General features: G+C 66.5%; 19 protein-coding genes and 1 tRNA gene. 10 read left to right on the top strand and 10 right to left on the bottom strand.

Going from position 1 to position 26,338, the window contains the following annotated elements:
• The first annotated feature begins 118 nt into the window (after positions 1 to 118).
• The 6 genes from K7G82_RS10165 (at position 119) to K7G82_RS10140 (ending at position 6,366) form a co-directional block, all read left to right on the top strand.
• On the top strand, positions 119 to 1,033 hold the full coding sequence (locus K7G82_RS10165) for a DUF4349 domain-containing protein (RefSeq protein ID WP_222989726.1): 915 nt from the start codon (positions 119 to 121) through the stop codon (positions 1,031 to 1,033).
• A gap of 113 nt (positions 1,034 to 1,146) precedes the next feature.
• Complete coding sequence (purC, locus tag K7G82_RS10160; protein WP_222989725.1) at positions 1,147 to 1,926, top strand: phosphoribosylaminoimidazolesuccinocarboxamide synthase; 780 nt, start codon at positions 1,147 to 1,149, stop codon at positions 1,924 to 1,926.
• A 181-nt stretch (positions 1,927 to 2,107) separates the two neighbouring features.
• Entirely contained in the window at positions 2,108 to 4,984 is a 2,877-nt protein-coding gene (locus K7G82_RS10155) for a M16 family metallopeptidase (protein ID WP_222989724.1), read from the top strand.
• A 73-nt stretch (positions 4,985 to 5,057) separates the two neighbouring features.
• The gene (gene purS / locus K7G82_RS10150; protein WP_222989723.1) at positions 5,058 to 5,294 is read left to right on the top strand and encodes a phosphoribosylformylglycinamidine synthase subunit PurS; all 237 of its coding nucleotides are present in this window, start codon (positions 5,058 to 5,060) and stop codon (positions 5,292 to 5,294) included.
• Positions 5,291 to 5,956, top strand: coding sequence for a phosphoribosylformylglycinamidine synthase subunit PurQ (purQ, locus tag K7G82_RS10145; RefSeq protein ID WP_222989722.1), 666 nt, complete (start codon positions 5,291 to 5,293; stop codon positions 5,954 to 5,956). Before purS ends, purQ begins: the two co-directional genes overlap by 4 nt.
• A complete protein-coding gene (locus K7G82_RS10140) occupies positions 5,953 to 6,366 on the top strand; it encodes a GFA family protein (RefSeq protein ID WP_222989721.1) in 414 nt (137 codons plus the stop codon). The genes purQ and K7G82_RS10140 overlap by 4 nt, the downstream gene beginning before the upstream one ends.
• Before the next feature lie 10 nt (positions 6,367 to 6,376).
• On the opposite strand, the gene K7G82_RS10135 is transcribed toward K7G82_RS10140, so the two are convergent.
• Genes K7G82_RS10135 through K7G82_RS10125 form a run of 3 tightly spaced genes read right to left on the bottom strand, consistent with a single transcriptional unit; the run spans position 6,377 to position 7,690 of the window.
• Entirely contained in the window at positions 6,377 to 6,670 is a 294-nt protein-coding gene (locus tag K7G82_RS10135; RefSeq protein ID WP_222989720.1) for a hypothetical protein, read from the bottom strand.
• On the bottom strand, positions 6,667 to 7,011 hold the full coding sequence (locus K7G82_RS10130) for a hypothetical protein (RefSeq protein WP_222989719.1): 345 nt from the start codon (positions 7,009 to 7,011) through the stop codon (positions 6,667 to 6,669). The genes K7G82_RS10135 and K7G82_RS10130 overlap by 4 nt, the downstream gene beginning before the upstream one ends.
• 1 nt (position 7,012) lies before the next feature.
• Positions 7,013 to 7,690 carry a queuosine precursor transporter gene (locus K7G82_RS10125; RefSeq protein WP_246623482.1) on the bottom strand — a complete coding sequence of 226 codons (678 nt, stop codon included), beginning with the start codon at positions 7,688 to 7,690 and terminating at the stop codon, positions 7,013 to 7,015.
• Between the two features lie 176 nt (positions 7,691 to 7,866).
• Here K7G82_RS10125 and K7G82_RS10120 point away from each other — a divergent pair.
• Positions 7,867 to 7,943 (top strand) — tRNA-Arg (locus K7G82_RS10120).
• Positions 7,944 to 8,115: 172 nt separating this feature from the next.
• Here the strand turns inward: K7G82_RS10120 and K7G82_RS10115 are convergent.
• Both K7G82_RS10115 and K7G82_RS10110 read right to left on the bottom strand, forming a co-directional pair.
• Positions 8,116 to 8,616 carry a hypothetical protein gene (locus tag K7G82_RS10115; RefSeq protein ID WP_222989717.1) on the bottom strand — a complete coding sequence of 167 codons (501 nt, stop codon included), beginning with the start codon at positions 8,614 to 8,616 and terminating at the stop codon, positions 8,116 to 8,118.
• A gap of 547 nt (positions 8,617 to 9,163) precedes the next feature.
• The gene (locus K7G82_RS10110; RefSeq protein WP_222989716.1) at positions 9,164 to 12,031 is read right to left on the bottom strand and encodes a CHAT domain-containing protein; all 2,868 of its coding nucleotides are present in this window, start codon (positions 12,029 to 12,031) and stop codon (positions 9,164 to 9,166) included.
• A gap of 158 nt (positions 12,032 to 12,189) precedes the next feature.
• Between K7G82_RS10110 and K7G82_RS10105 the strand changes: the two genes are divergently transcribed.
• From K7G82_RS10105 to K7G82_RS10095, 3 genes are read left to right on the top strand one after another with little or no spacing between them, the layout of a single operon-like run.
• Positions 12,190 to 12,873, top strand: a complete 684-nt coding sequence (locus K7G82_RS10105; protein ID WP_222989715.1) for a response regulator transcription factor — start codon at positions 12,190 to 12,192, stop codon at positions 12,871 to 12,873.
• Positions 12,870 to 14,210 carry a sensor histidine kinase gene (locus K7G82_RS10100; RefSeq protein WP_222989714.1) on the top strand — a complete coding sequence of 447 codons (1,341 nt, stop codon included), beginning with the start codon at positions 12,870 to 12,872 and terminating at the stop codon, positions 14,208 to 14,210. The genes K7G82_RS10105 and K7G82_RS10100 overlap by 4 nt, the downstream gene beginning before the upstream one ends.
• Positions 14,207 to 14,740, top strand: coding sequence for a hypothetical protein (locus K7G82_RS10095; RefSeq protein ID WP_222989713.1), 534 nt, complete (start codon positions 14,207 to 14,209; stop codon positions 14,738 to 14,740). The genes K7G82_RS10100 and K7G82_RS10095 overlap by 4 nt, the downstream gene beginning before the upstream one ends.
• Positions 14,741 to 14,797: 57 nt before the next feature.
• Here the strand turns inward: K7G82_RS10095 and K7G82_RS10090 are convergent, their stop codons facing one another.
• The 5 genes from K7G82_RS10090 to K7G82_RS10070 form a co-directional block, all read right to left on the bottom strand.
• Complete coding sequence (locus tag K7G82_RS10090) at positions 14,798 to 20,437, bottom strand: hypothetical protein (RefSeq protein WP_222989712.1); 5,640 nt, start codon at positions 20,435 to 20,437, stop codon at positions 14,798 to 14,800.
• A 14-nt stretch (positions 20,438 to 20,451) separates the two neighbouring features.
• Positions 20,452 to 21,786 (bottom strand): porin family protein, encoded by a 1,335-nt coding sequence (locus K7G82_RS10085; RefSeq protein ID WP_222989711.1) that lies wholly within the window; start codon positions 21,784 to 21,786, stop codon positions 20,452 to 20,454.
• A 139-nt stretch (positions 21,787 to 21,925) separates the two neighbouring features.
• On the bottom strand, positions 21,926 to 22,954 hold the full coding sequence (locus tag K7G82_RS10080) for an MBL fold metallo-hydrolase (protein WP_222989710.1): 1,029 nt from the start codon (positions 22,952 to 22,954) through the stop codon (positions 21,926 to 21,928).
• 104 nt (positions 22,955 to 23,058) lie between these two features.
• Positions 23,059 to 24,684: a flavin-containing monooxygenase gene (locus tag K7G82_RS10075; RefSeq protein WP_222989709.1), complete on the bottom strand. Its 1,626-nt coding sequence runs from the start codon at positions 24,682 to 24,684 to the stop codon at positions 23,059 to 23,061.
• A gap of 70 nt (positions 24,685 to 24,754) precedes the next feature.
• Positions 24,755 to 26,332 carry an AMP-binding protein gene (locus K7G82_RS10070; protein ID WP_222989708.1) on the bottom strand — a complete coding sequence of 526 codons (1,578 nt, stop codon included), beginning with the start codon at positions 26,330 to 26,332 and terminating at the stop codon, positions 24,755 to 24,757.
• Positions 26,333 to 26,338 lie beyond the last annotated feature (6 nt).

Here is a 26,338-nt window from a genome sequence, read left to right as displayed (position 1 = left end):
TACGCATCACTCGTTTTGCGCGCGTGGCCTTTACGCAACAGCTCATCGACATATTTGCACGATTGACCGCAATCTCAACCAATGAGCTAATATAACATCAACAAGGAGGAGAAGGTGCATGCGCAGGTTTTCCGGACTGGTTCTGGTATCGATGCTCTCCACACTGGCGCTTGCCGGCTGCGACAAGCCGGCGCCATCGGAGAATGCGGTGGACGTGCAGGCGCTCACCGTCGAAGATGCGAACGAACCGCCTGCCGCAGGCCGCGCCAGCCCGCCCGGAATCGCCCCGACCGGCGCGCCGGGCGTCGCCTTCAACTATCGCTATGATTTCCGCATGGATGCCGCGAAGATCGGCGAAACCCAGGAGAAACATGCCCAGGCCTGCGAGAAGCTGGGCATCGACCGCTGCCGGATCACCGGCATGTCCTACAGGTTGATCAACGATCGCGACATCGCCGCGATGCTGGCCTTCAAGCTCGAACCGTCGCTGGCCCGGCAATTCGGCAAGGACGGAATCGGACTGGTCAACGCGGCGGAGGGCATGCTCGTCCGCAGCGAGATCAGCGGCGTCGATGCCGGCTCGGCGATCAGCGCGGCCGGCCGCGCGCAAGGCCGGCTGCGCGACGAACAGACGCGGCTGGAAGCGCGGCTGAAACAGCCCAAGCTCACCGAAGCCGAACGCGCCGAGATCAACAGCCGGCTGGAAGAGGTCGCGCGGCAGATCGAATCGGCCAGCGTCACGCGCGAGGAGAATCGGGAATCGCTCGCCAACACGCCGATGGTGTTCAATTACGGATCGGGCGAGATCGTGCCGGGCTTCGATGCGGGCTCGCCGTTGCGCGATGCCTTCCGCACGGCCGGCGAAACCTTTGTCGGCGCAATCGCGGCCTTCATCGTCGTGCTTGGCGCCTTGCTGCCGCTGGCTCTGCTGGCAGCGCTGGGCTGGGGGCTCTGGCGGTTGCTGCTGCGCCCGCTCGTCCGCAGGTGGCAGGCCGGATCGCCCGCCTCCGTCGCGCCATCGACGACGGACTGAACCCCGCAATTGCGCCACCGTTCCCATTGAGCTATAGGCGCCCCCTTCCCGCCCCGGCCTGCGCACCATCCGCGTTGCGCGGCCGGGGCCGCTTTTTTCAGGGGTTCGTGCCGATGTCCCGCCGCCGCCAGATCTACGAAGGCAAGGCCAAGATTCTTTACGAGGGGCCGGAGCCCGGCACCCTGATCCAGTATTTCAAGGATGACGCGACCGCGTTCAATGCCCAGAAAAAGGGCACGATCAACGGCAAGGGCGTCCTCAACAACCGGATTTCCGAGCATATTTTCACGCTGCTCGGCAATATCGGCATCCCGCACCATTTCATCCGCCGCCTCAACATGCGCGAGCAGTTGATCCGCCAGGTGGAGATCGTTCCGATCGAAGTGGTGGTGCGCAACGTCGCGGCCGGCACGCTGTCCAAGCGGCTCGGCATCGAGGAGGGAACCCAGCTTCCCCGCACGATCATCGAATATTGCTACAAGGACGATGCGCTCGGCGATCCGATGATCTCCGACGAGCATATCGCCTGTTTCGGCTGGGCCAGCCAGGAAGAGATGCACGACATCGCCGACATGGCGATCCGCATCAACGACTTCATGAGCGGGCTGTTCGCCGGGATCGGCATCCGCTTGGTCGATTTCAAGCTCGAATTCGGCCGGATCTGGGACAATGACTATGCCCGGATCATCCTGGCGGACGAGATCAGCCCGGACGGCTGCCGCCTGTGGGACATGACCACCAACGAAAAGCTCGACAAGGACCGGTTCCGCCGCGACCTGGGCGGCGAGGTGGAAGCCTATCAGGAAGTCGCGCGCCGGCTGGGCCTGTTGCCCGAGGGTGGCGACAATCCGGTGCTCGACCTGGAAAGCCATCGCAAGAAGCGCGGCAAGTAATCCCGTCGCGGCAGATGGGCCGATCAAATCGGCCCATCGTCCGAAACATCCAATTCCGATTCGCGCGCGGGCGCTATCGAGTCGCCAGGCCTTCGGGTCCGGCGGGGGCGATGCTCATGCGACCCGTATCGCTCCCGCCGATGCTTGCCTGCGCCCCTGCGCCGTGCTTGATCGCCCGTCGATGATGCGCCCCGCCCTGATCCTGGCCCTGTCCGGCCTGTCGCTGCTTTCCGCGTGCCAGTTTCCCGCCCAGCGGCCATCGTCGAACGGAACGATCGTTCCGCCTTCGAACCGGGCGGCGAGCGCCTGGGGCCTGCGCGGCAGCGATCTGACGCCCGATCCCGATATCCGCTATGGCGTGCTCCGCAACGGCATGCGCTATGCCATCCGCCGCAACACCACGCCGCTCCATGCCGCCTCGATCCGGCTGCGCTTCGATGTCGGATCGACCGCCGAGGCCGACGACCAGCGCGGCCTCGCGCATTTCCTCGAACATATGGCGTTCAACGGATCGAAGCGCGTTCCCGAAGGCGAGATGATCAAGATTCTGGAGCGCCACGGCCTCGCCTTCGGCCCGGATACCAACGCATCCACCTCCTTCACCCAGACCGTCTATTCGCTCGACCTGCCCAATGCCGGCCATGCGACGCTGGATACCGGCCTGATGCTGATGCGCGAGATCGCGGGCGAGCTGACCATTTCCCCTCAAGCCGTCGATCGCGAGCGCGGCGTGATCCTGTCCGAACGCCGCTCGCGCGACCAGTTCGCGCTGCGGCGGCTGGAGCATTTCATCGATTTCGCGCTGCCCGGCGCCCCGGTGTCGCGGGCATTGCCGATCGGCGATCCGCACGTGATCGGCAATGCACCCGCCAGCCGCATCCGCGACCTTTATGCACGCTATTATACGCCGCGCCGCGCCGCGATCGTTATTGCCGGCGATGTGAATGTCCGCGCGACCGAAGCGAAGATTCGCGCGCGCTTCTCGCGCTGGCGGGCGAGCGAAGAAACGTCCGGCGATCCGACCTCGGCCCGGATCGCGGCCGATCGGCCGAGCGCCGCCGCCTATTTCCGTGATCCCGACGTGCCGACCAGCGTTTCGCTGTTCGTGATCAAGCCGCGCAACAACGGGCCGGACGATATCGCCAAGCGCCGCACCGATATTCTCCGAAGCCTGGCCAATGCGATCGTCAGCCGGCGGATCGCACGCCTGGCGCGCGAGGCCGACGCGCCGATCCTGGGTGGTGGCGCCAGCAATGGCGAAATCTTCTCAACCGCCGAGCAAAGCGCGATCACGATCGGCGGCAAGGGCGATGACTGGCGAAGCGCGCTCGCCGTCGCGGACCGGGAATTGCGCCGCGCGCTGGCGCACGGCTTCACCCGCGCCGAACTCGCCGAACAGCTCGCCAATCTGCGAACCGGCTTCGAAAATGCCGCGCGCCAGGCCGATACCCGGCGCAGCGATGCATTGGCGGGCGCGATCGTCAGCGCGATCGAGCAGGACAGTATCGTCACGACACCCGCCTATCGCCTGACCCTGTTCGAGCGCTTCGCGCCGGACCTGACACTGGATGCGGTCGAGACGGCATTTCGCGAACAATGGGCCGGCGCCAATCCGCTGATCCATGTTTCCGGCAAGGCCGCGCTCGACAATGCCGATGCCACGATTCTGGCGGCCTATGCCGCCAGCCGCTCGGTCGCGGTCGATGCGCTTCCGGACACCGGTCTCGACAGTTTCGCCTATGCAGATTTCGGCCCGTCTGGCGCGATCGTGGAGGATACGCGCATCGCCGATCTGGGCATTCGCACGATCCGCTTCGCCAACAATGTCCGCCTGTCGATCAAGACCACGGCGTTCGAGAAGGATCGCGTGCGCGTATCGCTGCGCGTCGGTGGCGGCATGCTGGAGTTTCCGGCTGATCAGCCGGGGCTGGCGCTGCTCATGAACAGCGTCTTTTCCGCCGGCGGGCTGGAGAAGCACAGCTTCGACGCGCTCCAGTCGATGCTGGCGGGACGGTCGGTGACCTTCGGCCTCGCCGCGTCCGACGATCATTTCGGCGGCACCGTGACGACCAATCCGCGCGACCTGGAGTTGCAGATGCAGCTTTTCGCGGCCTTCCTGACCGCGCCGGGTTTTCGTGGCGAAGCCGACGCGCAGTGGCAGCGCATGGTGCCCACCTTCTACGATACGCTCGACGCGTCGCCCGGCGCCATTGTCGGCCGCGATGTCGGGCGTATCCTGGCGAACGGCGATGCGCGCTTCGGTGTCCCGCCGCTCGAAACATTGCTGCGCCGGAACATGGCCGAGTTGCGCGCCGCCACGGCCCACGCCTTTCGCACCGGCGCGATCGAGATCGCTATCGTCGGCGATGTCGGCGAGCAGGACGCCATCGATCGTGTCGCCCGCACATTGGGTGCGCTGCCCATGCGCGACGCAACCCCGCCGCGCTTCGCCGAAGCCCGGTGCGTCGAATTTCGTGCGGATCGCACGCCGGTGACACTGCATCACGAAGGCAAGCCGGATCAGGCGATGACGCTCGCTTACTGGCCCACCACCGACGATAGCGACTATCCGCAGGTGGCGCGGCTGAACCTGCTGGCGGGGGTGATGCGGCTGATGCTGACCGAGGAACTGCGAGAGCGGCTGGGGGCGACCTATTCGCCGAGCGCCGGGTCCAGCATGTCGGACACCTATCCCGGTTTCGGCCAATTCTCGGTGACGAACAGCATCGACCCGAAGGACGCCCCCATCGTCGAAGCCGCGATCGCGGAGATCACGCAGACGCTGCGCGACACGCCGGTCGATGCCGATCTGCTGCTGCGCGCGCGCCAGCCGATCCTGGAGCGGATCGAGCGGAATCGCCGCGAAAATGCAAGCTGGCTGGCGATCACCGGCCAGGCGCAATCGGCGCCGCGCTATCTGGAGCGGTTCCGGACCAGCAAGTCGGTCTATCAGGCGATCACCGCCGCCGACCTTCAGGCCGCGGCGCGGCGCTACCTGTGGCCGGACGCCATGTTGCGTATCCGCGTGATGCCGCCGGACGCCCCTTCGCCAAGATAAGGCCGGAATCGGGTTGAACCTTCGCGGCTCCGGCGTCATAGGGACGGCATTCCATCCAGGCCCGAGGACATCCATGAAAACGCGCATCTTCGTCACTCTCAAGGGCGGCGTTCTCGATCCCCAGGGCAAGGCGATCCATCATGCGCTGGAAGGGCTCGGCTTCGACGGCGTGAACGACGTGCGCGCCGGCAAGCTGATCGAGCTCGATCTGGACGATGGCGTTTCGGACGAGCAGATCGACGAGATGTGCCGCAAGCTGCTCGCCAACACGGTGATCGAGAATTACCGCATCGAAAGGGTGCAGGGATGAAAACCGCCGTCATCGTCTTCCCCGGATCCAATTGCGACCGCGATCTCGCCGTCGCGCTGGAACAGGTGACCGGCCGCAAGGCCGAGATGGTGTGGCACGGCGCCACCGATCTCCCCGACGGCGTCGGGCTGATCGCACTGCCCGGCGGGTTTTCCTATGGCGACTATCTGCGCGCCGGCGCCATGTCTGCACGCAGCCCGATCATGCGCGCTGTGGTCGAAGCCGCCGGTCGCGGCGTGCCGGTGCTCGGCGTGTGCAACGGCTTCCAGGTGTTGACCGAAGCCGGACTGCTGCCCGGCGCGCTGATGCGCAATGCCGGCCTGAACTTCGTCTGCCGCGACGTACGGCTGACGGTGGACAACGCCCAGAGCGCCTTCACCAGCCGCTACGACGCGGGCGAGGAGATTCTGGTTCCCGTCGCGCACCATGACGGCAATTTCTTCGCCGACGACGAAACGCTCGACCGCCTCGAAGGCGAAGGCCGCGTCGCCTTCCGCTATGCCGAGCAGGTCAACGGATCGGCGCGCAGCATCGCCGGCATCCTCAATGCACAGGGCAATGTGCTCGGCATGATGCCGCATCCCGAACGCGTGATCGAAGCGGCGCACGGCCGCAGCGACGGCCGCCGGCTGTTCGAAGGTCTTTTGGAAACCGTTGCATGATGGCCTCAGGCGGCTGCCTGTGCGGCGCGGTGCGCTTCACGGTGGACGCCGCACCGCTGGCGGCGCGGCAATGCTGGTGCCGGCTGTGCCAATATCTCGGCGCCGGATCGTCGACAGTGAATATCTGTTTCCCCGCCGATGCGCTCAAAGTCGAGGGTGAGATACGCTGGCACGCCAGCATCGCCGACAGCGGCAACCGGATGCGGCGCGGCTTCTGCCCGCAATGCGGCACGCCGCTGTTCAGCAATGCCGAGATCCGACCGCATCTGACCTTCATCCGCGCCGGGGCGCTGGACAACCCCAATCTGATCGCGCCGCAGGCGACGATCTGGACGAGCCAGGCGCCCGATTGGGCGTGTTTCGATCCTGCGATCCCGCAGAACGAAGGCCAGCCCCCGCCGGTCGCCTGACGCGACGCCTTCAATCGATGCCGGGCAGGTCCGCGGTTTCGTCGAGCATCGCGATCACCGCCGCATCACCGCGATAGCGCTGCCGGATCCGCCGTTCATCCTTCTCGATCCGCGCGCAGCGCAGATCGCGGATCGCGCGCTCGATCTCCGCGCGGCGCGGCGCGTCATACGGCTCCTCGCCCGTCCAGTGATTGCAGTCCGCCCGGCGTTCGACAAACGTGCCCACCGGGCGCGGCAGGGCATCGAGGCGCTGGCGCAACGTCGCAACGTCTCCCGTCGCCGCCAGCAGCGAAATCAGGATCATCGTGCATCCCTGGCGGTGACGGCGGCGCCCCGCTCGAACACCCGCGTCGTCCGCGCGAGGATGAGCAAGGCGGTCGGCCAGAACAAGGTGTTCCAGATATCCTTCAGATTGGCGGTGAGGTCGATCGAGGTGCCGTAGGTCACGCTGTCGCGCAGATCCCAGGCCTCACCGATCAGCGCGGCGGCGAGCACGACCGACCAGGGCTTCCAGCTCCTGAGCGGCCATTTGAACAGCAAGGCGGAACCCAGGAACAGCAGCAGCGCGACATAGATATGCAGCGCATCCTTGGCGAGATGGACATGATCGACCAGCCACAGCTTCGCCTGTTGGACGGGGCTCATTTCAAACCTGTGCGCTGAACGGCGTGAAATTGGTGCCTTCGTCGAAGACGTCGACGCCCTCCTGACGCTTCAGCCAGCCGACCACGCCATAGGTGACGGGCGTCAGCACCGCTTCCCAGCCCACCTTCAAGGCCCAGTTGGTGACCATCACCGTCAGCACCTGATCGGTCGTCCACACGCCCAGAAAGGCGAGCGGGTAGAAGATCACGCTGTCCACACCCTGCCCCACCACCGTCGAGCCGATGGTGCGGCTCCACAGATGCTTGCCCTTGGTCAGGATCTTCATCTTGGAGAGCACGAAGCTGTTGGCGAACTCGCCCGCCCAGAAGGCGAGCAACGATGCGAAGACGATGCGCCAGGTGCTGCCGAACACCGATTCATAGGCCGCCTGCCCGGTCCAGCCCTCGGCCGGCGGCATCGCCACGACCACCCAGCTCATCACCGCCATGAACGTCATCCCGCCGAAGCCCGCCCAGACGCAGCGGCGCGCGCGCGCATAGCCGTAAACCTCTGTCAGCACGTCGCCGATCACATAGCCGAGCGGGAAGAACAGAATGCCCGCGCCGAAGGTGAAACCCCATAGGGTGGAGAGCTTGGCCGCGCCGATCAGATTGGAGAGCAGCAGCACGGTGACGAAGGCCGCCATCACGAAATCGAACCAGCGGAAATGCCCGCCCATCAGCGATTCGGCCGAAACCGCCCGTGGCGCGCCAACGCCGACCCCAATGCCCCGCATGCTCATCCCGGCATGATGATCGAGCTTTCGTGCCCGCGCAATCCATGCCGGACATGAAAGGTTCCGATTTCAAGACGCTTCCCCCGCGCGCGATCACGCGATAAGCGGATGTCCGGCGCGCGCCCGTAGCTCAGCTGGATAGAGCGCGAGACTTCTAATCTTGAGGCCGCAGGTTCGACTCCTGCCGGGCGCGCCAATTTTCGATGACTTAGCCGACCATCAACCCAAGCCGCCTCAGGCTAATCACGCTGGACAATCACAAGATAAGCACGCTGGTTTCGTTTACTGCGCGCCGCGCGCGCCGCCCCGGCGAACCTGATCGAGCGCAAGCGTTTCATCTCAACCCAGGTCTTTGAGCGCGCGGGTGTTCATCGGCCCAGCTCTGCGAGCAACTCCCGGACCGCCGGCAGGTTTATGAGGCAGAAATGCCTAACTCCCCATTGGTTAGGGTCGGCCTGAGCATCGCTGGCTGCCCAATCGTAATATTCTAGGCCGTTCTTTTTTGTTAGCTCGCGGATCGTCGCCGTCGCTAATTTTCCGTCTCCCAGCTCCAGCTGATCCAACTTGGCGAGCCAATTTTCCTTGTCGCCCGGGGAAGCAAATTTTGCGCAGTTCCCGATGGTTGCGCCGTAAAACGCCCACCGAAAAGTGGTACGAAACTGCGCCAGCGTTACTCCAACGGGTTCAAAGCTTTTTGAATATTCAGGCAGATTTTCCGCGATTCCTCTGTCGGCGTATTCGATGATTGAACGCTTTCCGGCATCAATGTCACTTCTGGTGATCGGCGGATCAGACTGAGCGATTGTCGGAACGGACAGGCCGAATGCGGCAATTATCATACCCGCGCCGGTCATCACTGAACGAGCCATCGACGACCCTCCTGGCAAATCTTCAGCGAACGTAGGTGGGCAGCTTCATTCGTCAACATCTGAAGCATCCATTTTTGATCAATCTACGATCATGAAAACCCCGGTCACTGGATCGTTCCAGTCGGTATTACTCCGCCGATCAGGTCGAGCAGGCGCACGCCCTCATGCTCGAAGTTCGCCCGGCTCAAGCGCATGATCATGTGCATCCGGGGTTCCATCGTTCCCGACCTTCCCACCCGCATGTCCGCATTCATGACAGGATTTGACATGATTCTGGCACCAGACGTCACTGGTCCGGACTCGGCGAATTGCACATGATCGGGGCGCGACGGCGGACGTTTCGCGAACATGGTGCTCCTCCGGATCGCCTGAACGCGAAACCGCCCGTCAAGCGATGGCCGGCGCCCCGCCCGCCATCGCGCGCGCCAGTTGCGTATCGCCTTCCAGGCACGAGACATCGTCCGCCCCCTTGCCATTATGCGACCCTGGCAGGGGGAGCGGAGCGGTCAGGGGCGTCGTCATCCAAGGGTGGCGGCGCCCTGTTTCGTCAGCGGCCCACAAACACGAAAGGCGCCCAATTGACCGGCTGATCGCCGCCGGGGACCGGCGATCGCTTCAGCATCGTCAGCATCGCCTCGCGCAATGCCTCGGCAGGATCGGCGCCGGCGCGGTAGCGCTTGACGGTCTCGACCGAGAGGAACGCGGCGGCATCGTCGCGCACCGCCCAATGCGATACCAGCAGATTGCGTCCGCCGGCATGAAGGAACGCGCGCGCCAGCCCGGCGAAGCCGGCATCGTCCGCACCGCCGCCACCGGCCGTGTTGCAGGCCGAAAGCACGACCCAATCCGCATCCATGCGCAACCGCATGATCTCGCTCGCGGTCAGCAATCCATCGTCCCCCCCGCCGGGCGTCACGACCAGCGCCGGTTCGTCGAGCCCATCGAGTTCTCCGGGCATCAGGCCGTGCGTGGCAAAGGCGACGACGCCCGCCAGCGGCGTCTGCCGCACCGCAGCCTCGGTCGCGCCCGCGCCCGTCAATATGGTCTGGTTCGGCGCGGCCAGCGCCCGGCCCAGCGCGGTGAGTTCGGGCGCGGTCGCCGGCAGCGACGGCAATTCGGCAACCTGACGCGCCAGATTGGCCGAACGGAAAGGTGTGGCGCTGGAATCGGGATCGGCGGCGGCAAGCTGTGGGGCGCCGACCGCCACAAAGCGCGTCACATCCTTGGCCTGGACGAACGCGCGCCGCCGCGCCGCCGCCGCGACATCGGGGAGTTGGACGATCGCGTGATCACGGATCAGCCAGCGCGCCTTGCCCGGCGTCGGTACGGCCATAGCCGGCGCAAGCGCCGCGAAGGGCAAGGCGGAAAGGCTTCCGCCGGTCGCGACCAGCAACCGCCTGCGCCCCGCGATCGCCCGCGCGATCGGTTGCGGCAGCAGGGCGTCATGCAAAGCCGCCGATGCCGCGAAGTCGAAGCTGTCCGCCCCCGGCGCGATACTGGTCCGCAGCCGCCGCACCAGCGCCTCGACCGTCTCGCGACCGAGATCGGCGCGCGCGAGCGTCGCTCCATCGCGTGTGACCGCGATCAGCGCGGTTCCCGTCGGGCCGACCGCCGCGACCAGCAGCGCCTCTTCGGGCTGCAGCGCCGCCCGCACGTCCGCCAGCGAGACGGGCCCCGCGCGCTCGGCAGCGACCAGTGCGGGCGCCAGCGCAACCAGCCGCGCATCCGCACCGGCCAGTTTCTCGGCCAGTGCCGCGCGTTGGGCGTCGATCTCGCGCATGTCCTCGCCGCGCCCGGCCAGCCGCAATTGCCGGTCCAGCACGCGCTGGAGCTCGGCCGCAACATCCTGACGATCGCGCAACGCCGTGACCGTCGCGGGATCGGTGATCGCCTCGCGCGCGGCGGCATCGGCGGCGGCACGGCCGGCCGCATTCTCGATGGCACGCTGCGCGAAGGCAAAGGCCGCATCGGTATCGCCGGCGCTGAGCGCGGCATCCAGCGCCCAGCCATAGCCGCCCCGCGCCTCGCGATCATGGCCGGTGCGCGCCGCCCCGGCGGCGCGCAACTGATCGAGCCTGCGATCGAGCATCGCCGCCGCCGCGCCGGCGCGGCGCAATCCGGCATCCGCCTGGCCGCCGCGCGCCTCGATCGCGCCCAGCCGCGCCTCCCCCACCAGTCGCGCGATATCGTCGGCGGGATAGGTCGCCGCGCGCAACGCCTGCGCATCGCTCTGCGCGGCAAGCGCCTGCGGGAAAGCACCCAGCATCAGCGCCTCCGTCGCCATACGGTCGCCGCCAAGGATGCGATCGCGATGATGGGGCGGAAATTTGCGCTGGCGCGTCTCGGCGATGCGCGTCCGCAGCGCGAGCGCACCCGCTCGATCCCCGCCCGCCGCCATTGCCGCGGCGAGCGTTTCGCGCGCCATCAGCGTGCGATCCGCATCGGGGCCGAGATCGCGCTCGAGAATGCCGATGGCGCGTTCGGCGATCGTCCTGCCCTCCGCCACCTTGCGCTGCTCGACCAGGGACTGGGCGAGCGTCGCCAGATAATTGGCGGTCTGCTGCATCTCGCCGAACTTGGCGGCCGCGATATCGGTCGCACGTCTGGCGACCAGTTCGGCTTCGGCAGGCCTGCCGAGCTGGAGTTGCAGCCGCGCGAGCGTGTTGAGATTCTGCGCGACGGTCGGATGGTCGGCGGGCAAGAGCGTTTCATAATCGCGCTGCGCGGAATGGGCGGCGTCCACCGCCTCTTCGATACGCCCCGCCCCGCCAAGATAGATCGCCAGATTCGCCAGATAGAGTGGCAGATTGGGGGATGGTGGAGAGAGGCGCTTCGATTCGGCGATCGCGCGACGGTCGGTCTCGATCGCAATATCGTAATTGCCGAACTCGAATTCGGCATGCGCCAGATTGCCATAGGCGGCGGCGACCTGCCGGTGCGGCGTTTCTCCATATTGCGCGCGCCGGCGCGCCAGCACTTCCGCCGCGATCTCGCGCGCCTCCCGGTGCAATCCGAGCGTCATCATATAGACGACTTCGCCGTTCAGTTCGCTGGTCAGCGCCTCCGCATAGCCGGGTCCTGCCCGACGCAATCGCTCGACGATCGGGCGCGAACGCGCCAGCGCGCCCAGCACGTCCCCCTCCAGATAGGAGACGACGCCGATCTGCCCCTCGATCACCGCGAGGCGGGGATGATCCGCCGGATAGATGCTCCGCGCGAAGGCGTGCACATCCTCCCAGGTCTTGCGATAGGCCTTCAGGTCGGCACGGCCGTCCATCGCGTCGGCCGCCTCATACATCGCATCAAGCTTCGCGATCGCCGCGCGATCCGGCTGCGAATCGGCCGGGCGAGCGGTCGCGGATGTCGAAAAGGCAAGCGCCGCCGCGATCGCGGCGGCGGGATATGTCCAACGCACGGCTTCCCCCAGTCGTCGAATCCATCTCGGGCGCGACCCCGCCGCGCAAACTAGATGCCATCGTCAGGATTGCAACGTCTTCTCCTAACAGGGATTGTCACTGCAGTCGGGGCTTGCGATGCGATATGCGCCAGGTTCGCAGGGGACCATCCGGACGCATGACAGGACTGAACATTCTCTACGTCGAAGACGATGCGATGCTGGCGGACGATGTCGCGCGCATCATGGCATCCGAAGGCAATCGCCTGACCTGGACGGCGAGCGGCCAGGACGGGCTGAGGCGCGCCGCCGCCGAGCCCTTCGACGTCATCATCCTCGATCGCATGCTGCCCGATCTGAGCGGCATCGCGGTGATCGAACGCCTGCGCGGCGCGGGCGTCGCCGCCCCCGTGCTGATGCTTTCCGCCCTTGGCCGCGCCGAAAACCGGATCGAGGGGCTCGATGCCGGCGTCGACGACTATATGGCGAAACCCTTCGAACCGGCCGAGCTCGTCGCGCGCGTACGCGCACTGCAACGGCGCGCGACCGGGCATTCGCACAGTGCGGTGATCCTGTTCGGCGGGCTCGAATGCCATGTGAAGGCGCGCACCGCCCATCGCGACGGACGGCATATCCCGCTCAGCCCCAAGGAGTTCGAGCTCTTCCGCTATTTCATGGAAAATGCGGGCGAAGTGATCACGCGCGAGATGCTGTTGCGCAATGTCTGGAACCTGTCATTCGATCCGCAGACCAATGTGATCGACGTGAATGTCGGCCGGTTGCGCCGCAAGCTGGAAGACGGGTTCGGAACCTCGGTCCTCGAAACGATCTGGGGCACCGGCTATCGGCTGGTGGCGCATTGAACAAGGTCCGCACCGGTCGGTCGCTGGTCGTTCCGGTGATCCTGGCGAGCGCCGTCTTCGCGCTCGCGACCTGCCTGTTCCTCTATCTCGCCACCCTGTGGGTGGTCCGTAGCGACAGCGATGCCGGCCTTGCCCAGGCCGTCGATATCGAGCTTGCCGCGCTGGCCGATGTCTTCGCGACCGGCGGCCTGGACGAGACCGCGGCCCGGATTTCGGACCGGCTGGCGTTGCGCGGCGCTTCGGGCGACGATGCCCATTATCTGCTCGCCGATGCCGATGGCAAACGGATCGCCGGCGATATCCATGGCTGGCCGATGCTCTCCGCCGAGAACAGTCAGGCCGGTTTCCTCACCATCAACGGCGATATTCGGGTCTATGCGCGCGCGACGCAGCTCGCGCCGGGCGTCAGCGTGATCGCGGCGCGCGAATATGGACAGCGCAGCGCGTTGATCACCCATCTGAACTGGGTGTTCGCCGTCGCCGCCATCTTGGTCCTGATCGCTTCGCTGCTGCTGGCCTGGCGCTATGCGGCGCGGCTCGGCCGGCGCGTTTCCGCGCTCAACGACGCATTCGACGCCGTCCAGGCCGGCGCGCTCGACCAGCCGGTGCCGGGCCGGAGTGACGAGGACGAGCTTGGCGCGCTTTCCCGCCATGCGGAACAGTTGATCGGGCGACTGTCGCATGCGCTGAAAGGGCAGCGCGCAATCACCGATCAGGTGGCGCACGAGATCCGCACGCCGCTGGCCCATCTCGACAGTCGGCTGCTCCGGATCATCGCCGTCAATCCCGATCCGGATCAAGTGGCGGCGCTCGGCGCGGTGCGCAGGGATGCACGCGGCATCGCCGACATGCTCGATTCGCTGCTCGACATCGCCGCCAGCGAGACGCGCCGTGGCGACCGCTCGGGCCTTGAACGGATCGACCTGTCCGCCGTCGCGCAGGATGTGGTCGATCTCTACGCCGACAGCGCCGACGAAGCCGGCCATCGCCTGAGCGCGAACCTCACCCCGCAGGTGATGATCGCCGGCGACGCGATGCAGCTCACACGGATGTTCAGCAACCTGCTCGACAATGCCTTCAAATATGCGGGTCCGGGCGCCGGTATCTCGGTTTCCGTCGAACAGGGCCCGCGCATCGTCGTGGCGGACAATGGCCCCGGCGTCGCCGCGCCGCTGCGCCAGACCATGTTCGAGCCGTTCCGGCGCGCCGGGCCCGGCCCGGGCCATGGACTGGGGCTTGCGCTGGTGCGCGCCATCGCCGAACGCCATGGCCTGTCGATCCGTTACGAGGACGGGCAGCCGGGCGCGATGTTCATTCTGGAAGGGGAGCGATCATGATCGGACTGGCCTTGCTGGCCGTGGCGGCGTCCGCCACGGAGGTCGAGATCACGCCGGTCGGCCGCGTCGCCGAAGCGCTCGCGGCCGGCGAACAGGCCGCCGCCGCGAATAGCCCGCAGCCCCTGATGAACGCTGCGGAGACGTTGCGCGCCCTGGGCGCGAAACCCGCCGACGACGATGCCGCCGCGCGCTGGCGCGAACAGGCGATCGCCGCCGGCGCGACGCCCATGCCGCCCGTGCGGGGACGCCTGCTCGGCCCCGCCTATCGATCCGGGCTGATCGCGCCCAACGCCAGTATCAGCACCGAACAGATCTTCCTGGCCGGCCAGCGCGCCGAGGTCGCGATCGTTCCGCATGGCGCGGGCACGGTGAAGATCCGGATCGGCGAAGGCGACACCGCGATCTGCGAGCGCCAGGTCTCGGCGCCGCGCGGCGGGTGCAGCTGGATCCCCACCTTCACCCGGCGCATCGAAATCCGCCTGACCAACAGTTCCGCGCAACCGCTGCGCTACTGGCTGGTCAGCAACTGAAAAGGATACGGGGGCACGGCGATCCGCCATGCCCCCGCCCCCTTGTAGCACGCTGGTTCAGAAGCGGATATTGCCGCCGAGCAATTGGCTTGCCTGATCGCGCATCGTCGCCATGTCGATGCCCGTGGGCGTCGCGATCGTCGAGAGGCCCGGCACATCTGGAGCGGTCGACCAGGCCGCCGCCTGCGGCGGCGCGCCGGCTGCGACGCCGTCCTTCGCGAACGCCGCGATGCCGTGGAAGTCGAGATTACGCTGCACCGTGTTCTGGACGCGGAAGTGCAACCCGATACCCGCCGCGCCGCTGCCCGCGAGGAAGCCGTTCCAGATCGGCCGGCAGGCATTGCCCGCGCATCCGGTGCCCGTGACGTTGCCGTTCGGGCCGATCGAGTTGAAGCGCCCGCCGGCACCGACGGTCAGCTCGCTCGCCGAAACGTCGCCGGTGCGGCCCGTGGTCCACAGATTATAGCTGTTGCCGTTGAATTGCGTCGTGATGTCGAAACCGACCTTCACCGTCGATCCGAACATCACCTTCGCCGTACCCGTGCTTGTCCCCCCTGCCGCGACCGCGCCGAGATTGTCCGCGACCTGCGTTCCGCCCGCGAGCGTGTAGCTTGCCGTGCCGCTCGTCGGCATGTTGCTGAGCGGCTGGCCATGCATGATCTGGTAGCTGTCGTTCGCGCCGAGCACGACCGAACTGGGGCCGAAGCGCGCAATGTCGAGCTGGCCGTTGGTCCAGCGCGTCCAGCCGATCAGATTGCCGGCAAGGCTGCCGCTTTCCGCGATCGTCGCGGTGCCCAGCCGATCATGCAGGCCGTTGAAATTGGTCATGCCGGTCACCTGGCCGGCCGGATTCACATCGTAGCTGGTACCGCTGTTGCTCGGGCTCAGTGCGCTGTTGGTGCCGGTATAGGCAAACAGCGTACGATCGGTGACGCGGGTGAGAGTCTGGGCGCCCCCGATCCAATTGCCGGTGAAGGCCGCGGCACCATGAATAACGGCATCGGGCGAGCCATTTTGCTGCGAGGTCGAATAGGTGACGCCGATCGCCAGCGGATCATTGCCGGTCAGCGTTCCGGCGAATCCGATCGAGCAGGCGGTTCCGCACGCCGCCCCGCTGCCCTGCAACGGCGCGGAGAAGCTGAAACTGCTATCCGAATTGAACTGGAAACTGCTGTTCGGATTGGTGTTCCCGCCCGGCGTGGTGAAGCTGTAGGTGGCAATGCCCGAAGCCTCGGGCATGCGGATGGTGCCGGTGATGCCGATCTTGGGCTGCGATGCGAAAGCGATCGACATCGCCGCGTCGAACAGGCCGGGCATGGTGCCGCCGCCGACATAGGTGGGCCGCGTCGCGGCCAGCAGCGTGTAATCGACCCGCCCCATATAGGGGATGATGAAATCCGGCGTCAGGCCGAGCACATAATGCATGCCGGTGTTGGCCGTCAGCGTGGTGGCGAAACTGCCATTGCCCGCGGGCACATAGCGGCCATCGTTCCAGCGCCCCACGACGATGCGCGCATTGCCAGCGACATCACTGGATTTCGCCTGATCACGGGTGAGCGTGATGCCCGCCGGCTGGCCATTGGCGATGCCGATCGCGGTGACACCGCCATCGGGCTGGATCGTCGCGGTGCCGTTGCGCACCTGGCTGAAAAGCTGGCCGTTCGAGCTGCCGGTGACGCGCACGCCGCTCAGCATGTGACGGATGCCCGTCCCCGGAAGCCCGGCCACATAGCCATGGTTCGGATCGGGCAAGGGATTTTGCGGCGCCACATAGTCGCCGGTGAAAGCGACGGCACCCATGATCGGATCGACGCCGGTTCCCAGCGAATAATAGACGAAGCCGAGCGTTTCCGGGCTGGATCCGCCGAACCCGCCCTCGAAGCGCAGGCTGCAACTGCCGCCGCAGCCCCGGCCGTCCCCGGTCATCGCCGCGATGATGGAAAGCTGCGCAAGCGTGCCGAGATTCAGCGTTTCGCTGGGCGTGGCCGCCCCGCCGGGGGTGGTGAAGGCGTAGCTGATCGGGCCGCCCTGTTCGGGCATGCGGATCGTGCCGGCGATGCCCGCCTTGCGCGTCGCGAAATCGATCGAGAGATCGGCATCGAACAGCCCGGCGGCGCCATAGCCGCTCTCATAGGTCGGCTGGGTCGCCGCCAATATCTCGTAATCGATGCGCCCCGAGACCGGCGCGGTGAAGCTTGCCGGCGCGGCGGCGTAATAATGGAGCGACTGGGCGCCCGTCGGATCGAACACCGGATTGCCGACGGTATAGGCGCCCGCCGTCCAGCGACCGACGACGACATTCGCGTTGCCAGCCGCGTCCTTGACCTGCGCGCCCGAGGTGCGGATCAGGCTGGCGAGCTGCGTCGCCTGCCCCTGAGCGTTCACGACGACCTGCGACCCGTTATTCTGGCTGGTGAACAGCCGCTGCCCGGCGGCGCTCGGCGTGATCGCCTTGTAGCTGGTGTTCGCGTTCGGCGTGAAGCCGCCCGAATAGGTGAAGGCGGGCGCAGGCAACGGCGTCAGCGGTGCCTGGGGAAGCCCCGGAAACAGATCGGGATTGCTGCCGCCATCGACCCAGGCGGCATAGTCGAGCAGCATCTGCCGGTCGTCCGCGTCGAGGCTCGCGGCGAGCACGCCGGCGGCATCGAGCTTGCGGATATAACCGATCAGCGTGCCCTGGCTCTGCGCTGTGTAGAGCGACGGTTTGCCGCCGCCCGAGATATAGTCGAAATAGGCGAGCAACGCTGTCTTGTAACCTTCGAAGACCGGCAGGCCCGCAAAGCCGTCGGGTGCGCCGCCGGCCAGCAGATGCGTCACATAGGCGGACGCGCCGCCGGCGCCGGCGAGCGTCTGTTCGAGCAGGCCGGCGTCACGCAGCGCCGTCAGATAGGCGAGGAGCTGGCCCGCGGGCAGTGCGCCATAGCCGCTGGGGAGCCCGTCATTCTGGACATAGGCGAGGAACGCCAGCACCGCCGATCGATAACCGTCGAACACGGGCAGGCCGGGGAAAAGATCGGGCGATTTGCCGGCCTCGATATGGCTGAGATAGGCGGACAGGAACGCCGCATCGCCGCCCAGCAATCCCTGAAGCAGGCCCGCACCGGCAAGCGCGTTCAGATAGTCGCGAATCTGCGCGGCGCTGAGTGCGGTATAGCCGCTCGGCAAGCCGCCGCCCGCAAGATGCGCATAATAGCTTTGCAGCGCCGCCGCATAGCTGCCGTAGACCGGCGCACCGGCGAAACTCCCCGGCGCGCCACCGGCCACGACATGATCGAGATAGGCGGACAGCAACGTATCGCTGAGCAGCCCCGCCCCCTTGAGCGCCGCGAGATAGCGCTGAAGCGTGGCCGCGTCGGTCGCGACATAGCCACCCGGCAGCCCGCCGCCGCGCAGATAGGTCGCGAAGGCGTTGACCACGCCCGCATAGGCGTCGAAGTCGATCGGCGCGGGAAGATTGGGGTAGGCGTCGGGATTGCCGCCGCCGACGACATAGCTGCGATACCCCGTCCAGAAGCCGGCCTCGCTCCCCAGGAACCGGTCGAACACGCCCGCGGCCGTAAGCGCGTCGAGATAGTCGGCGATCTGCGCGGCGCTGAGCGCGGCATAGGCGCTGGGCACGCCACCCGTCTTCAGATAGTCGAGATAGGCGCCAAGCGCCGCCGCATAGCCCGAATAGAGGTTGGCTGGCAGGCCCTGCCAGCCATCGGCGCCGCCGCCCGCCTTCAGATGCGCCAGATAGGCATCGAAGAACTGCGTCTGCTGGGCGAGCAGGCGATCGAATACGCCCGCCGCCTTGAGCGCATCGAGATAGGCGGCAAGCGTCTCCGCCGGCAGCACGCCATAGGCGGAAGGCAGATTGCCGGCCTGCAGATAGGCGGCATAGGCCGACAGCGCGTCGGCATAGCCGGCATAGACATTGACCGGCAGTCCGGCCCAGCCGTCCGCCGCACCGCCGGCCGCCAGATGCGCGAGATAGTCGCGAAAGAAGCCGGCATCGCTCCCCAGGAAGCGATCGAGCGCGCCCGCCGCGGACAATGCCTCCAGATAGGCCTTGAGCGTGGCGACCGGCACGGCGCCATAGGCCGAAGGCAGGTTGCCACCCTTCAGATAGGCCTCGAACGCCGCGAGCGCGCCGGCATAGCCCGTGAACTGGTTGGCGGGCAGCGCGGTCCAGGCGTCGATCGCGCCACCCGCGTTCAGATGATCGAGATAAGCCCGGTAGAACGCCGCCTGCGAACCGAGCACGCCATCGAGCAGGCCGGCCTGCGCCAGCGTGTCGAGATAGGCGCGCAGCGTGGCGGGCGGCAGGGCGGCATAGCTGCTCGGCAGATTGCCGGCCTTGAGATAATCGAAATAGGCGCCGAGCGCCGAACGATATTGATCGACGAACGCCAGCCCGTTGCTGCCATTGGCGAGCCCGTCGAGATAGGCGGTGAGCAGCGCGCGATTGGCGGGCGAAAGCGCTCCGGTCAGCCTGGCGTCGCGCAGGAAGGCGAGATAGGCGTTGACGGTCTGCTGGCTCGCCCCGGTGAATTCGGCGGGCGAGCCGCCGGCCAGCAGGAAATCGAAATAGGCCTTGGCGAGATCGGTGTAGCGGCGGGTGAACTGGTCGGCATTGCCGCCGCCGGCAAGGAAGCCGCGATAGGCGTCGAGCAGCACGCGGTTCTCGGCAGAGAGGCCGGCAAAGCCGCTGGTACGCGCCTGATAGGCCAGGAAATCGTTGATCTGCCGAACGCTCGCGCCCTGGAAGCTCGACGGCAGCGCGCCGCCGCGCATCAGATCGAGATATTGGACGAGCAGCGCGGCATAGCCCTGGAGAAAGCTCTCGCGCGCGCCGCCCTTCGACAGATATTCGAGATAGGTGCGCACGATATCCGGCCCCGCGCCCGGAAAGGCCTGCCCGCCGAGCGGTGCGGACAATTGGGCGGCATAGGCGACGAGCGCGCCATAATCGCCGACCGGGAAGCTGGTGAGCGACGGATTGGCGGCACTCGCCTCCACCGCGTTGGCGGCGCTGACGATGTCGCCCGACGCGCCGTTCGCCGCCAGCGCCTCGCCCAGCCCGGTCGGCAGCCCCGCCACCGCGGCGGCGACCGGGCCGCCGGCGCGCAGATCGGGCACGGCGACAGCGTCGGCGGCGCGGATCGCGGTCGCCACGGGCTGGCCGGAGGCGAGCACCGGCGCCGGCGCGCCTTCGGCATTCGCGACCGCGCGCGAAGGTTCGCCGCGCGCATCGACGCGCCAGAATTGCCCGCCCGCATAGCGGGTACGGCCAGTGCGGCCGGTGACGATGGCATTGCCCGTCATCACATGGCCGCGCGCGCCGTCCGCCGCCGCCGTGAAGGATGCGGCGCCCGTCCCGTCCAGCCGCCCTTCCACGCCGTTCGGCATATGGACGACCACTGCCTTGCCGGTCTGCGAGGTGACGGTGACGGTGCCCGACTGGAGCTCGATCGCGTCGGCATCGCGGATCGCGAATTCCGCCGCGCCGACGAACGACGCCACCGCACCGCCGTCGAGGCGGATCTGGGTCACGCCGCCAGCCAGCACCAGCCGGCGGCCCGGCTCGATCGCCTGACCGCGCAAATTGGTCGATCCGAATATGACCTCTCCCGCCTCGGCGCGATCGCAAGGCAGGGCGAGCGAGGACCCGGCGAGCAGGCCGGCGGTGAGGGTCAGCTTCAGCGTTGCGTTCATGGCGGTTCTTCCCCTCAAAATTCAACGCGGGCGCCGAGCCCCGCCGTCCAGCGATCGAAGTCGTAAAGCCCGATATTGCTCCAGTTGCGCGTGTAGGTGACGCGCGGCCGAAGATAGATATCGTCGAAGACCAGCAGCTTGAGGCCGAGCGAAGCGTCCACGCGCTCGTCCTTCCGCTTGGCGAGGAACAGCACGTCCGCGGCGTCGTGACGGCGCAGGTCGAACGCGAGGCCGCCGACAAAGGCGAGCCGATCGTTGATCGGCAATTCGGCCCCCAGATTGGCGCCCGCGAAGAAATGCGAATTGGCGTCGCCCGCCGCGCGGCGCGTCGCTTCCTTGCCGGCATTGACCGTGACGACCCAGCGCCGCGCGGCATAGCTGACCGCCGCCGCCACGCGATCGGCATCGCGCAGCGCATCGCGATCATAGTCGAAGCGATAATATTGGCCGGAGATCGAGAGCGCGTCACCGCCGATCAGGTGCGTATATTGGGCGATCGCGCCATAGCCCTGCCGAAAACTCGATCCGCCCAGCCAGAATTGCTGCGCCTGGAGCGAGATCGAGACGACGTCGCGGTCGGCGAAGCTATGGGCATAGCCCGCCGTGCCGGTCAGGCTCTGCTGATCGAACATGTCGTCGGACAGATTCTCGCGCCAGCCGCCGAGCACGCTGCCGAACAGCCGGTCCTGCCGCCCGATGGCGGTGACGCCCGACAGGCCGGCCTGGGCGTCGATGAAGCTGTCGTCGATCGCGCGCGCCGCGCCGCCCAGCGTGCCCGGCCCGAGCCCGGCGAAAAGCGGGATGACGATCGACGTCAGTTCGGTCGCCGAATTGATATTGCTGTCCCACCCGCCCGAAATATCGGCGAAACCGGATATGCTGGAGCCGCCGCCGCGAATGTCGCGGCCATATTTGCGGACGATCCCGGTGAAGCGCTGGCGGACGGGATCAGGCAGCGTCGGATCTTCCAGCACGGTATCGAATTGCTGTTTGGCGGTGTCGATATCGCCCGTCATCGCATAGGCGCGCGCAAGCTCGGCGCGCGCCGGGGCGTTGCCGGGCTGGAGCGCGAGCACACGCTGCAACGCCATGATCGCCTCGCCCGGCCGCTTGCTGTCGATCGCAGCGATCGCCAGCGCATAATCGAAATCGGGATCGCCGATCCGCGACGCGGCATGCGGGCTGAGCATCTGATAGGCTTTTTCGGGCTCGCCCGATGCGTGGAGCAACGTCGCGTCGCGCACCAGCGCATCCTGCTCGGCGGCCGCCGGCGTGGCGACGAAAGCACAGGTGGCGAGTGCCAGAACCGCAACCGTACGGCTGCACGTTGAACGCAGATTCCGAAGCATCCGAACCCCCTTTTTGATGCAGGGCACGAATGTCCGCCGGGGGGTTCTGATTCAAATGACAAGCCCTGTCAGACTTCTGACAAGTGATGTTCGGTGCCGCGAGAACGGCGCGAAACCGCGCATCTTGGCGCAGCGGGCCTCAAGTCTCGATCGGGTAGTCCTTGTCGCGCCAGATCTTCATGCCGCCATCGAGAGCGACGGCACGCATGAAGCCGAGCTCGCGCAGCGTCGCCGCCGCGAGCGTCGAGATCTTGCCGAACTCGCAGCAGGTGACGATGCGCATCGTCGGATCGGGAATCTCCTCGTTCACGCGCAGTTCGAGCTGGCCGCGCGGCAAATGGCGCGCACCGGGAATGTGGCCGGATCTGAAGGCGGCATCCTCGCGCACGTCGAGCACGAGCAGGTTGTTCGCGCCGCCATCGATATGCCTGCGCAATTCCTCCAGCCCGATATGCGGCACCTTCGCCGCGGCATCGGCGAGCAGCTGGCTCACGGTCTTGCCGCCCGTCATGTTGGTGCGCAGCGCCTCCGTCATATGCGTCGGCGCCGCCAGATTGAGCTCGCGCATCATCTGTACGAATTCGGCGCGATCGCGCTTCTGCAGCCGGGGATTCTCCGCGATCTCCGCGCCGATCGTCGAATGCGTGCGCCCTTTGTAGTCATGCGCGGGATAGACCAGCAGCGCGGGATCGAGCGTCAGCAGCTTGCCGAACAGGCTGTCGTAAAGCTGCTCAGGGTTGCCGGTCGGCAGATCGGTCCGCCCCGTTCCGCCGATCAGCAGCGTATCGCCGGTGAAGACGCGATCGCCGACCACCAGGCACATCGAATCGCGCGTATGCCCGGGCGTATGCAGTGCCCGGATCCGCAGATTGCCGACAATCAGCATCTCGTCGTCGCCCAGGCGCAATCCCGCATGCGGCGCCGGGCTCACCTGATGCATCACCGTCGGCACGCCCAGCGTCTCGCTGATCCGGTGCGCGGCGGAGAAATGATCGGCATGGGTGTGCGTGTCGATCACATAGCGGATCCGCACGCCATAGCGCGAGGCGAGCCCCTGATAACGATCGATCTGGCTGATCTCGGGATCGATCAGCACCGCGCATTGGGTATCCGGACATCCCAGCAGATAGGATTGGCATCCGCCCGTCGCGATCTGTTCGAACAGCATGATCCCTATCCTCCCACCCGATGCCCGCGGGGGCGCTCGCCCCGCGACCAGGCATCGACCCTAGGATGGGGCGCCGCTCTTTTCCAGCCGACGGACGGACGGATCTATTCGAATTCCAGGCCTTCATATCCCTGCGCCGCGGCATCCGAACAGATTTCCCGATATCGTCCCAGGCCGCCGATATACACCGGAAACACGCGCGGTTTCCCCGGTACGTTGGCGCCGGTGTACCAGGTGTTCGCGGTGGGATAGAGCGACCGGCCGCCGAGTTCGGTCACCTTGCGCATCCAGCGATCCTCGGCATCGGGCAATGCCTGCACGGCCCGCAATCCATTGGCGCGCATATGTTCGATGCAATCGCAGATCCAGTCGACATTCTGTTCGTTGAGCAGGATGAAATTGGCGAGTGCCGATGGGCCGTTGGGTCCGGCGATGATGAACAGGTTCGGAAATCCTTCCATCACCAGGCCAAGATAGGACCGGCCGCCATCCGCCCATTTCTGCTTCAGGCTGCGCCCGCCCTTGCCCTTGATGTCGATCGACAGCATCGCGCCGGTCAGCGCATCATAGCCGATCGCGGCGATGATCATGTCGACCTGCACCTCGCGCTCGCGCGTGCGGATGCCATGTTCGGTGATCTCGACGATCGGATCCTCCAGGCAATCCATCAGCGTGACGTTTTCGCGATTGAAGCTCTCATAATATTGCGTGTCGAGGCAGGGCCGGCGCGCGAAGATCGGATAGCCGCGCGGGGTAAGGCGCCGCGCCGTATCGGGATCGTCGACCACTTCGGCGATCTTGCCGCGCACGAAGTCGGCCACCACCTCATTGGCTTCGGCATTGGTCAGCAGATCGGAAAACAGGCCGAGAAAGGCGAGGCCGCTATGCTGCCACGCCTCTTCCATCAGCCGTTCGCGCTCCTCCGGCGAAACGCTGAAAAGCGGGCGGCTGGAAATCGGCCGGACCCCGCCGGTCAGCGAATGGCGCGCTACCGCGCGCAGGCCCGGATAATGTCGTTTGATATGCCCGACGAAATCGGGATCGAGCGGACGATTGCGCATCGGCAGCGTGAAGCTGGGCGTGCGCTGGAACACATGAAGATGCGCCGCCTGTTCCGCGACCACCGGAACGATCTGGATACCCGAGGATCCGGTTCCGATCACCGCGACCCGCTTGCCCGCGAACGCGACGGGATGATGCGGCCATTTGCCCGAGAGATAGAGTTCGCCCCCGAACCGGTCGGCACCGGGGATATCGACCTGCTTCGGAACCGAGAGCGGCCCCGTCGCCATCAGGCAATAGGTCGCCTCGAACAGATCTCCGCGATCCGTGGTGATCCGCCACAGGCAGGCATCATCGTCATATTCGATCGCGGTCGCACGCGTCCCGAAGTGGATGTCGCGTTTCAGATCCAGAGTATCGGCGACGAAACGGGCATAGGCGAAGATCTCCGGTTGCGCCGCGAACTGCTCGCTCCAGGTCCATTCCTGCTGGATTTCGTCGGAGAATGAATAGCTGTAGTCGATGCTCATCACGTCGCAGCGCGCGCCGGGATAGCGGTTCCAGTACCAGGTGCCGCCGACATCGTCGCCCGCTTCGATCGCCAGCACATCCAGGCCCATGCCGCGTGCGCGATGAAGCGCGTACATCCCGCCGAACCCCGCGCCGATGACAAGCGCATCCAGACGGCGGCGTTCCCCGCCCATCCGCGCCTGATCAGTATCGGCCATATCTTCCATCCCCATTCGCCATCTTCCATTTCGTCTCGAAAAACCGGCGGTCACCGGAAAACCCCGGCGTTCACGCCGCTCCGGCCTGCGCGATCTCGATCGCGCGGCGGTAATCGCTCTTGCCGCTCGCCTGACGCGGCATCGCGTCGGTGCGGATGATCAGGCGCGGTAATTTATAGGCGGCGAGATCGGTGATCAGCGCCGCGCGGATCGCCGCGTCGTCTGGTTCGGATCCGGCCTCGACAAGCGCGGTCACCGCGCTGCCCCATTTCGGATCGGGCAGGCCGAACACCATCGCGTCGGCAATTCCCGGAATACGCTTCAGCGCTTCCTCGACTTCCTCGACAAAAACCTTCTCGCCACCGGTATTGATGCAGGTGCTGCCTCGGCCGAGCAGGCGAAGGCGTCCGTCTGGCAGCCATTCGGCCATGTCGCCGGGAACCGCATAGGCCTGGCCATCGATCTCCCGATAGACCGAAGCGGTCTTTTCGGGATCGCCATGATAGCCGGCGCCGAAAGGCGGGCGCCGCGCCAGCCAGCCGCGCCCGGCCTGGCCGGGGCTCAGGATGCGGCCATCCTCCTGCGCCACGATCACCGTATGGGGCCCGGGCTCGAAGGTTCCGGTTGGCGTCGAGCGTTCCCGATTGGTGATCGCATAGCCGAAACCGGAGGCTTCCGAAGCCCCGAGTATGTCGAGCAGGGTGAGTTGCGGAAGCGCGTCGAGCAATGCCGCCTTCACTTCCTCGCTCCACATCAGCCCGGCCGACGAGATCAGGCGCAGCGAAGACAGGTCCCAGCGACCGGGATTGGCGATCAACGCCTCCGCCATCGGCCGTGCAAAGGCGTCGCCCACGATCAGGATGCGCGTCACACCGTGGCGGGCGGCCTGCGACCAGAGCCCCTCGGCATCGAAGCGATCGAACGGCAAGAGTACCGCGGTGCCGCCGACGAGCAGTTCGGCAAGGCAACTGTTGAGGCCCGCGCCATGCATCAGCGGGCATGCCGGCAGAACCCGTCCCGCCGTGCCGCGCCGGACCTGCGCGACATGATCCTCCATGCTCGCGGGCGTCGTCACCGCGACGGGCGATTCGAGTTGCGACCGGCGCGCATCGACCGAGCGCCACATCACCCCCTTGGGCCGCCCCGTCGTGCCTCCCGTATAGAGAAGATAGCCGTCATCGGGCGAACGCGGGATACGGAGCGGCGACGCATCGCCCGTCCCGGCCATGTCGCCATAACCTCCGCCGCCGCCGATCCCGACCGCCAGCACCAGATGGTCGATCGCGCCCCCGATCAGCGGCGCCACGACATCGGTGAAATCCTGCTGATAGAACAGTGCCGCCGCCTGGCAGTCGCGCAGCACATAATCGATCTCGGCGGTGGAATAACGGTAGTTGAGATTGACATGGGTGACGCGCGCCTTGAACGCAGCCGCCGCGATCTCGATGAATTCGGGGATGTTGCGCGCCAGGATCGCGACGCGATCGCCCGGACGAAGCCCGGCGTCCCGCATGGCCCGCGCCACCCGATTGGTGCGGGCGTCGAAATCCGCCCAGCTCAATACCGCGTCGCCACGGACGATCGCCGGCCGGTCACCCGGAACGTTCGCCGCCGTCGCATCGAGCAGATCGCCGAAATTCCAGTCCATCCCCGC

Origin of the sequence: Sphingomonas colocasiae (assembly GCF_019880585.1) — a bacterium.
In the GTDB taxonomy this organism is placed as follows: domain Bacteria; phylum Pseudomonadota; class Alphaproteobacteria; order Sphingomonadales; family Sphingomonadaceae; genus Sphingobium_A; species Sphingobium_A colocasiae.
This window is presented reverse-complemented; position numbering and strand designations above follow the sequence as displayed.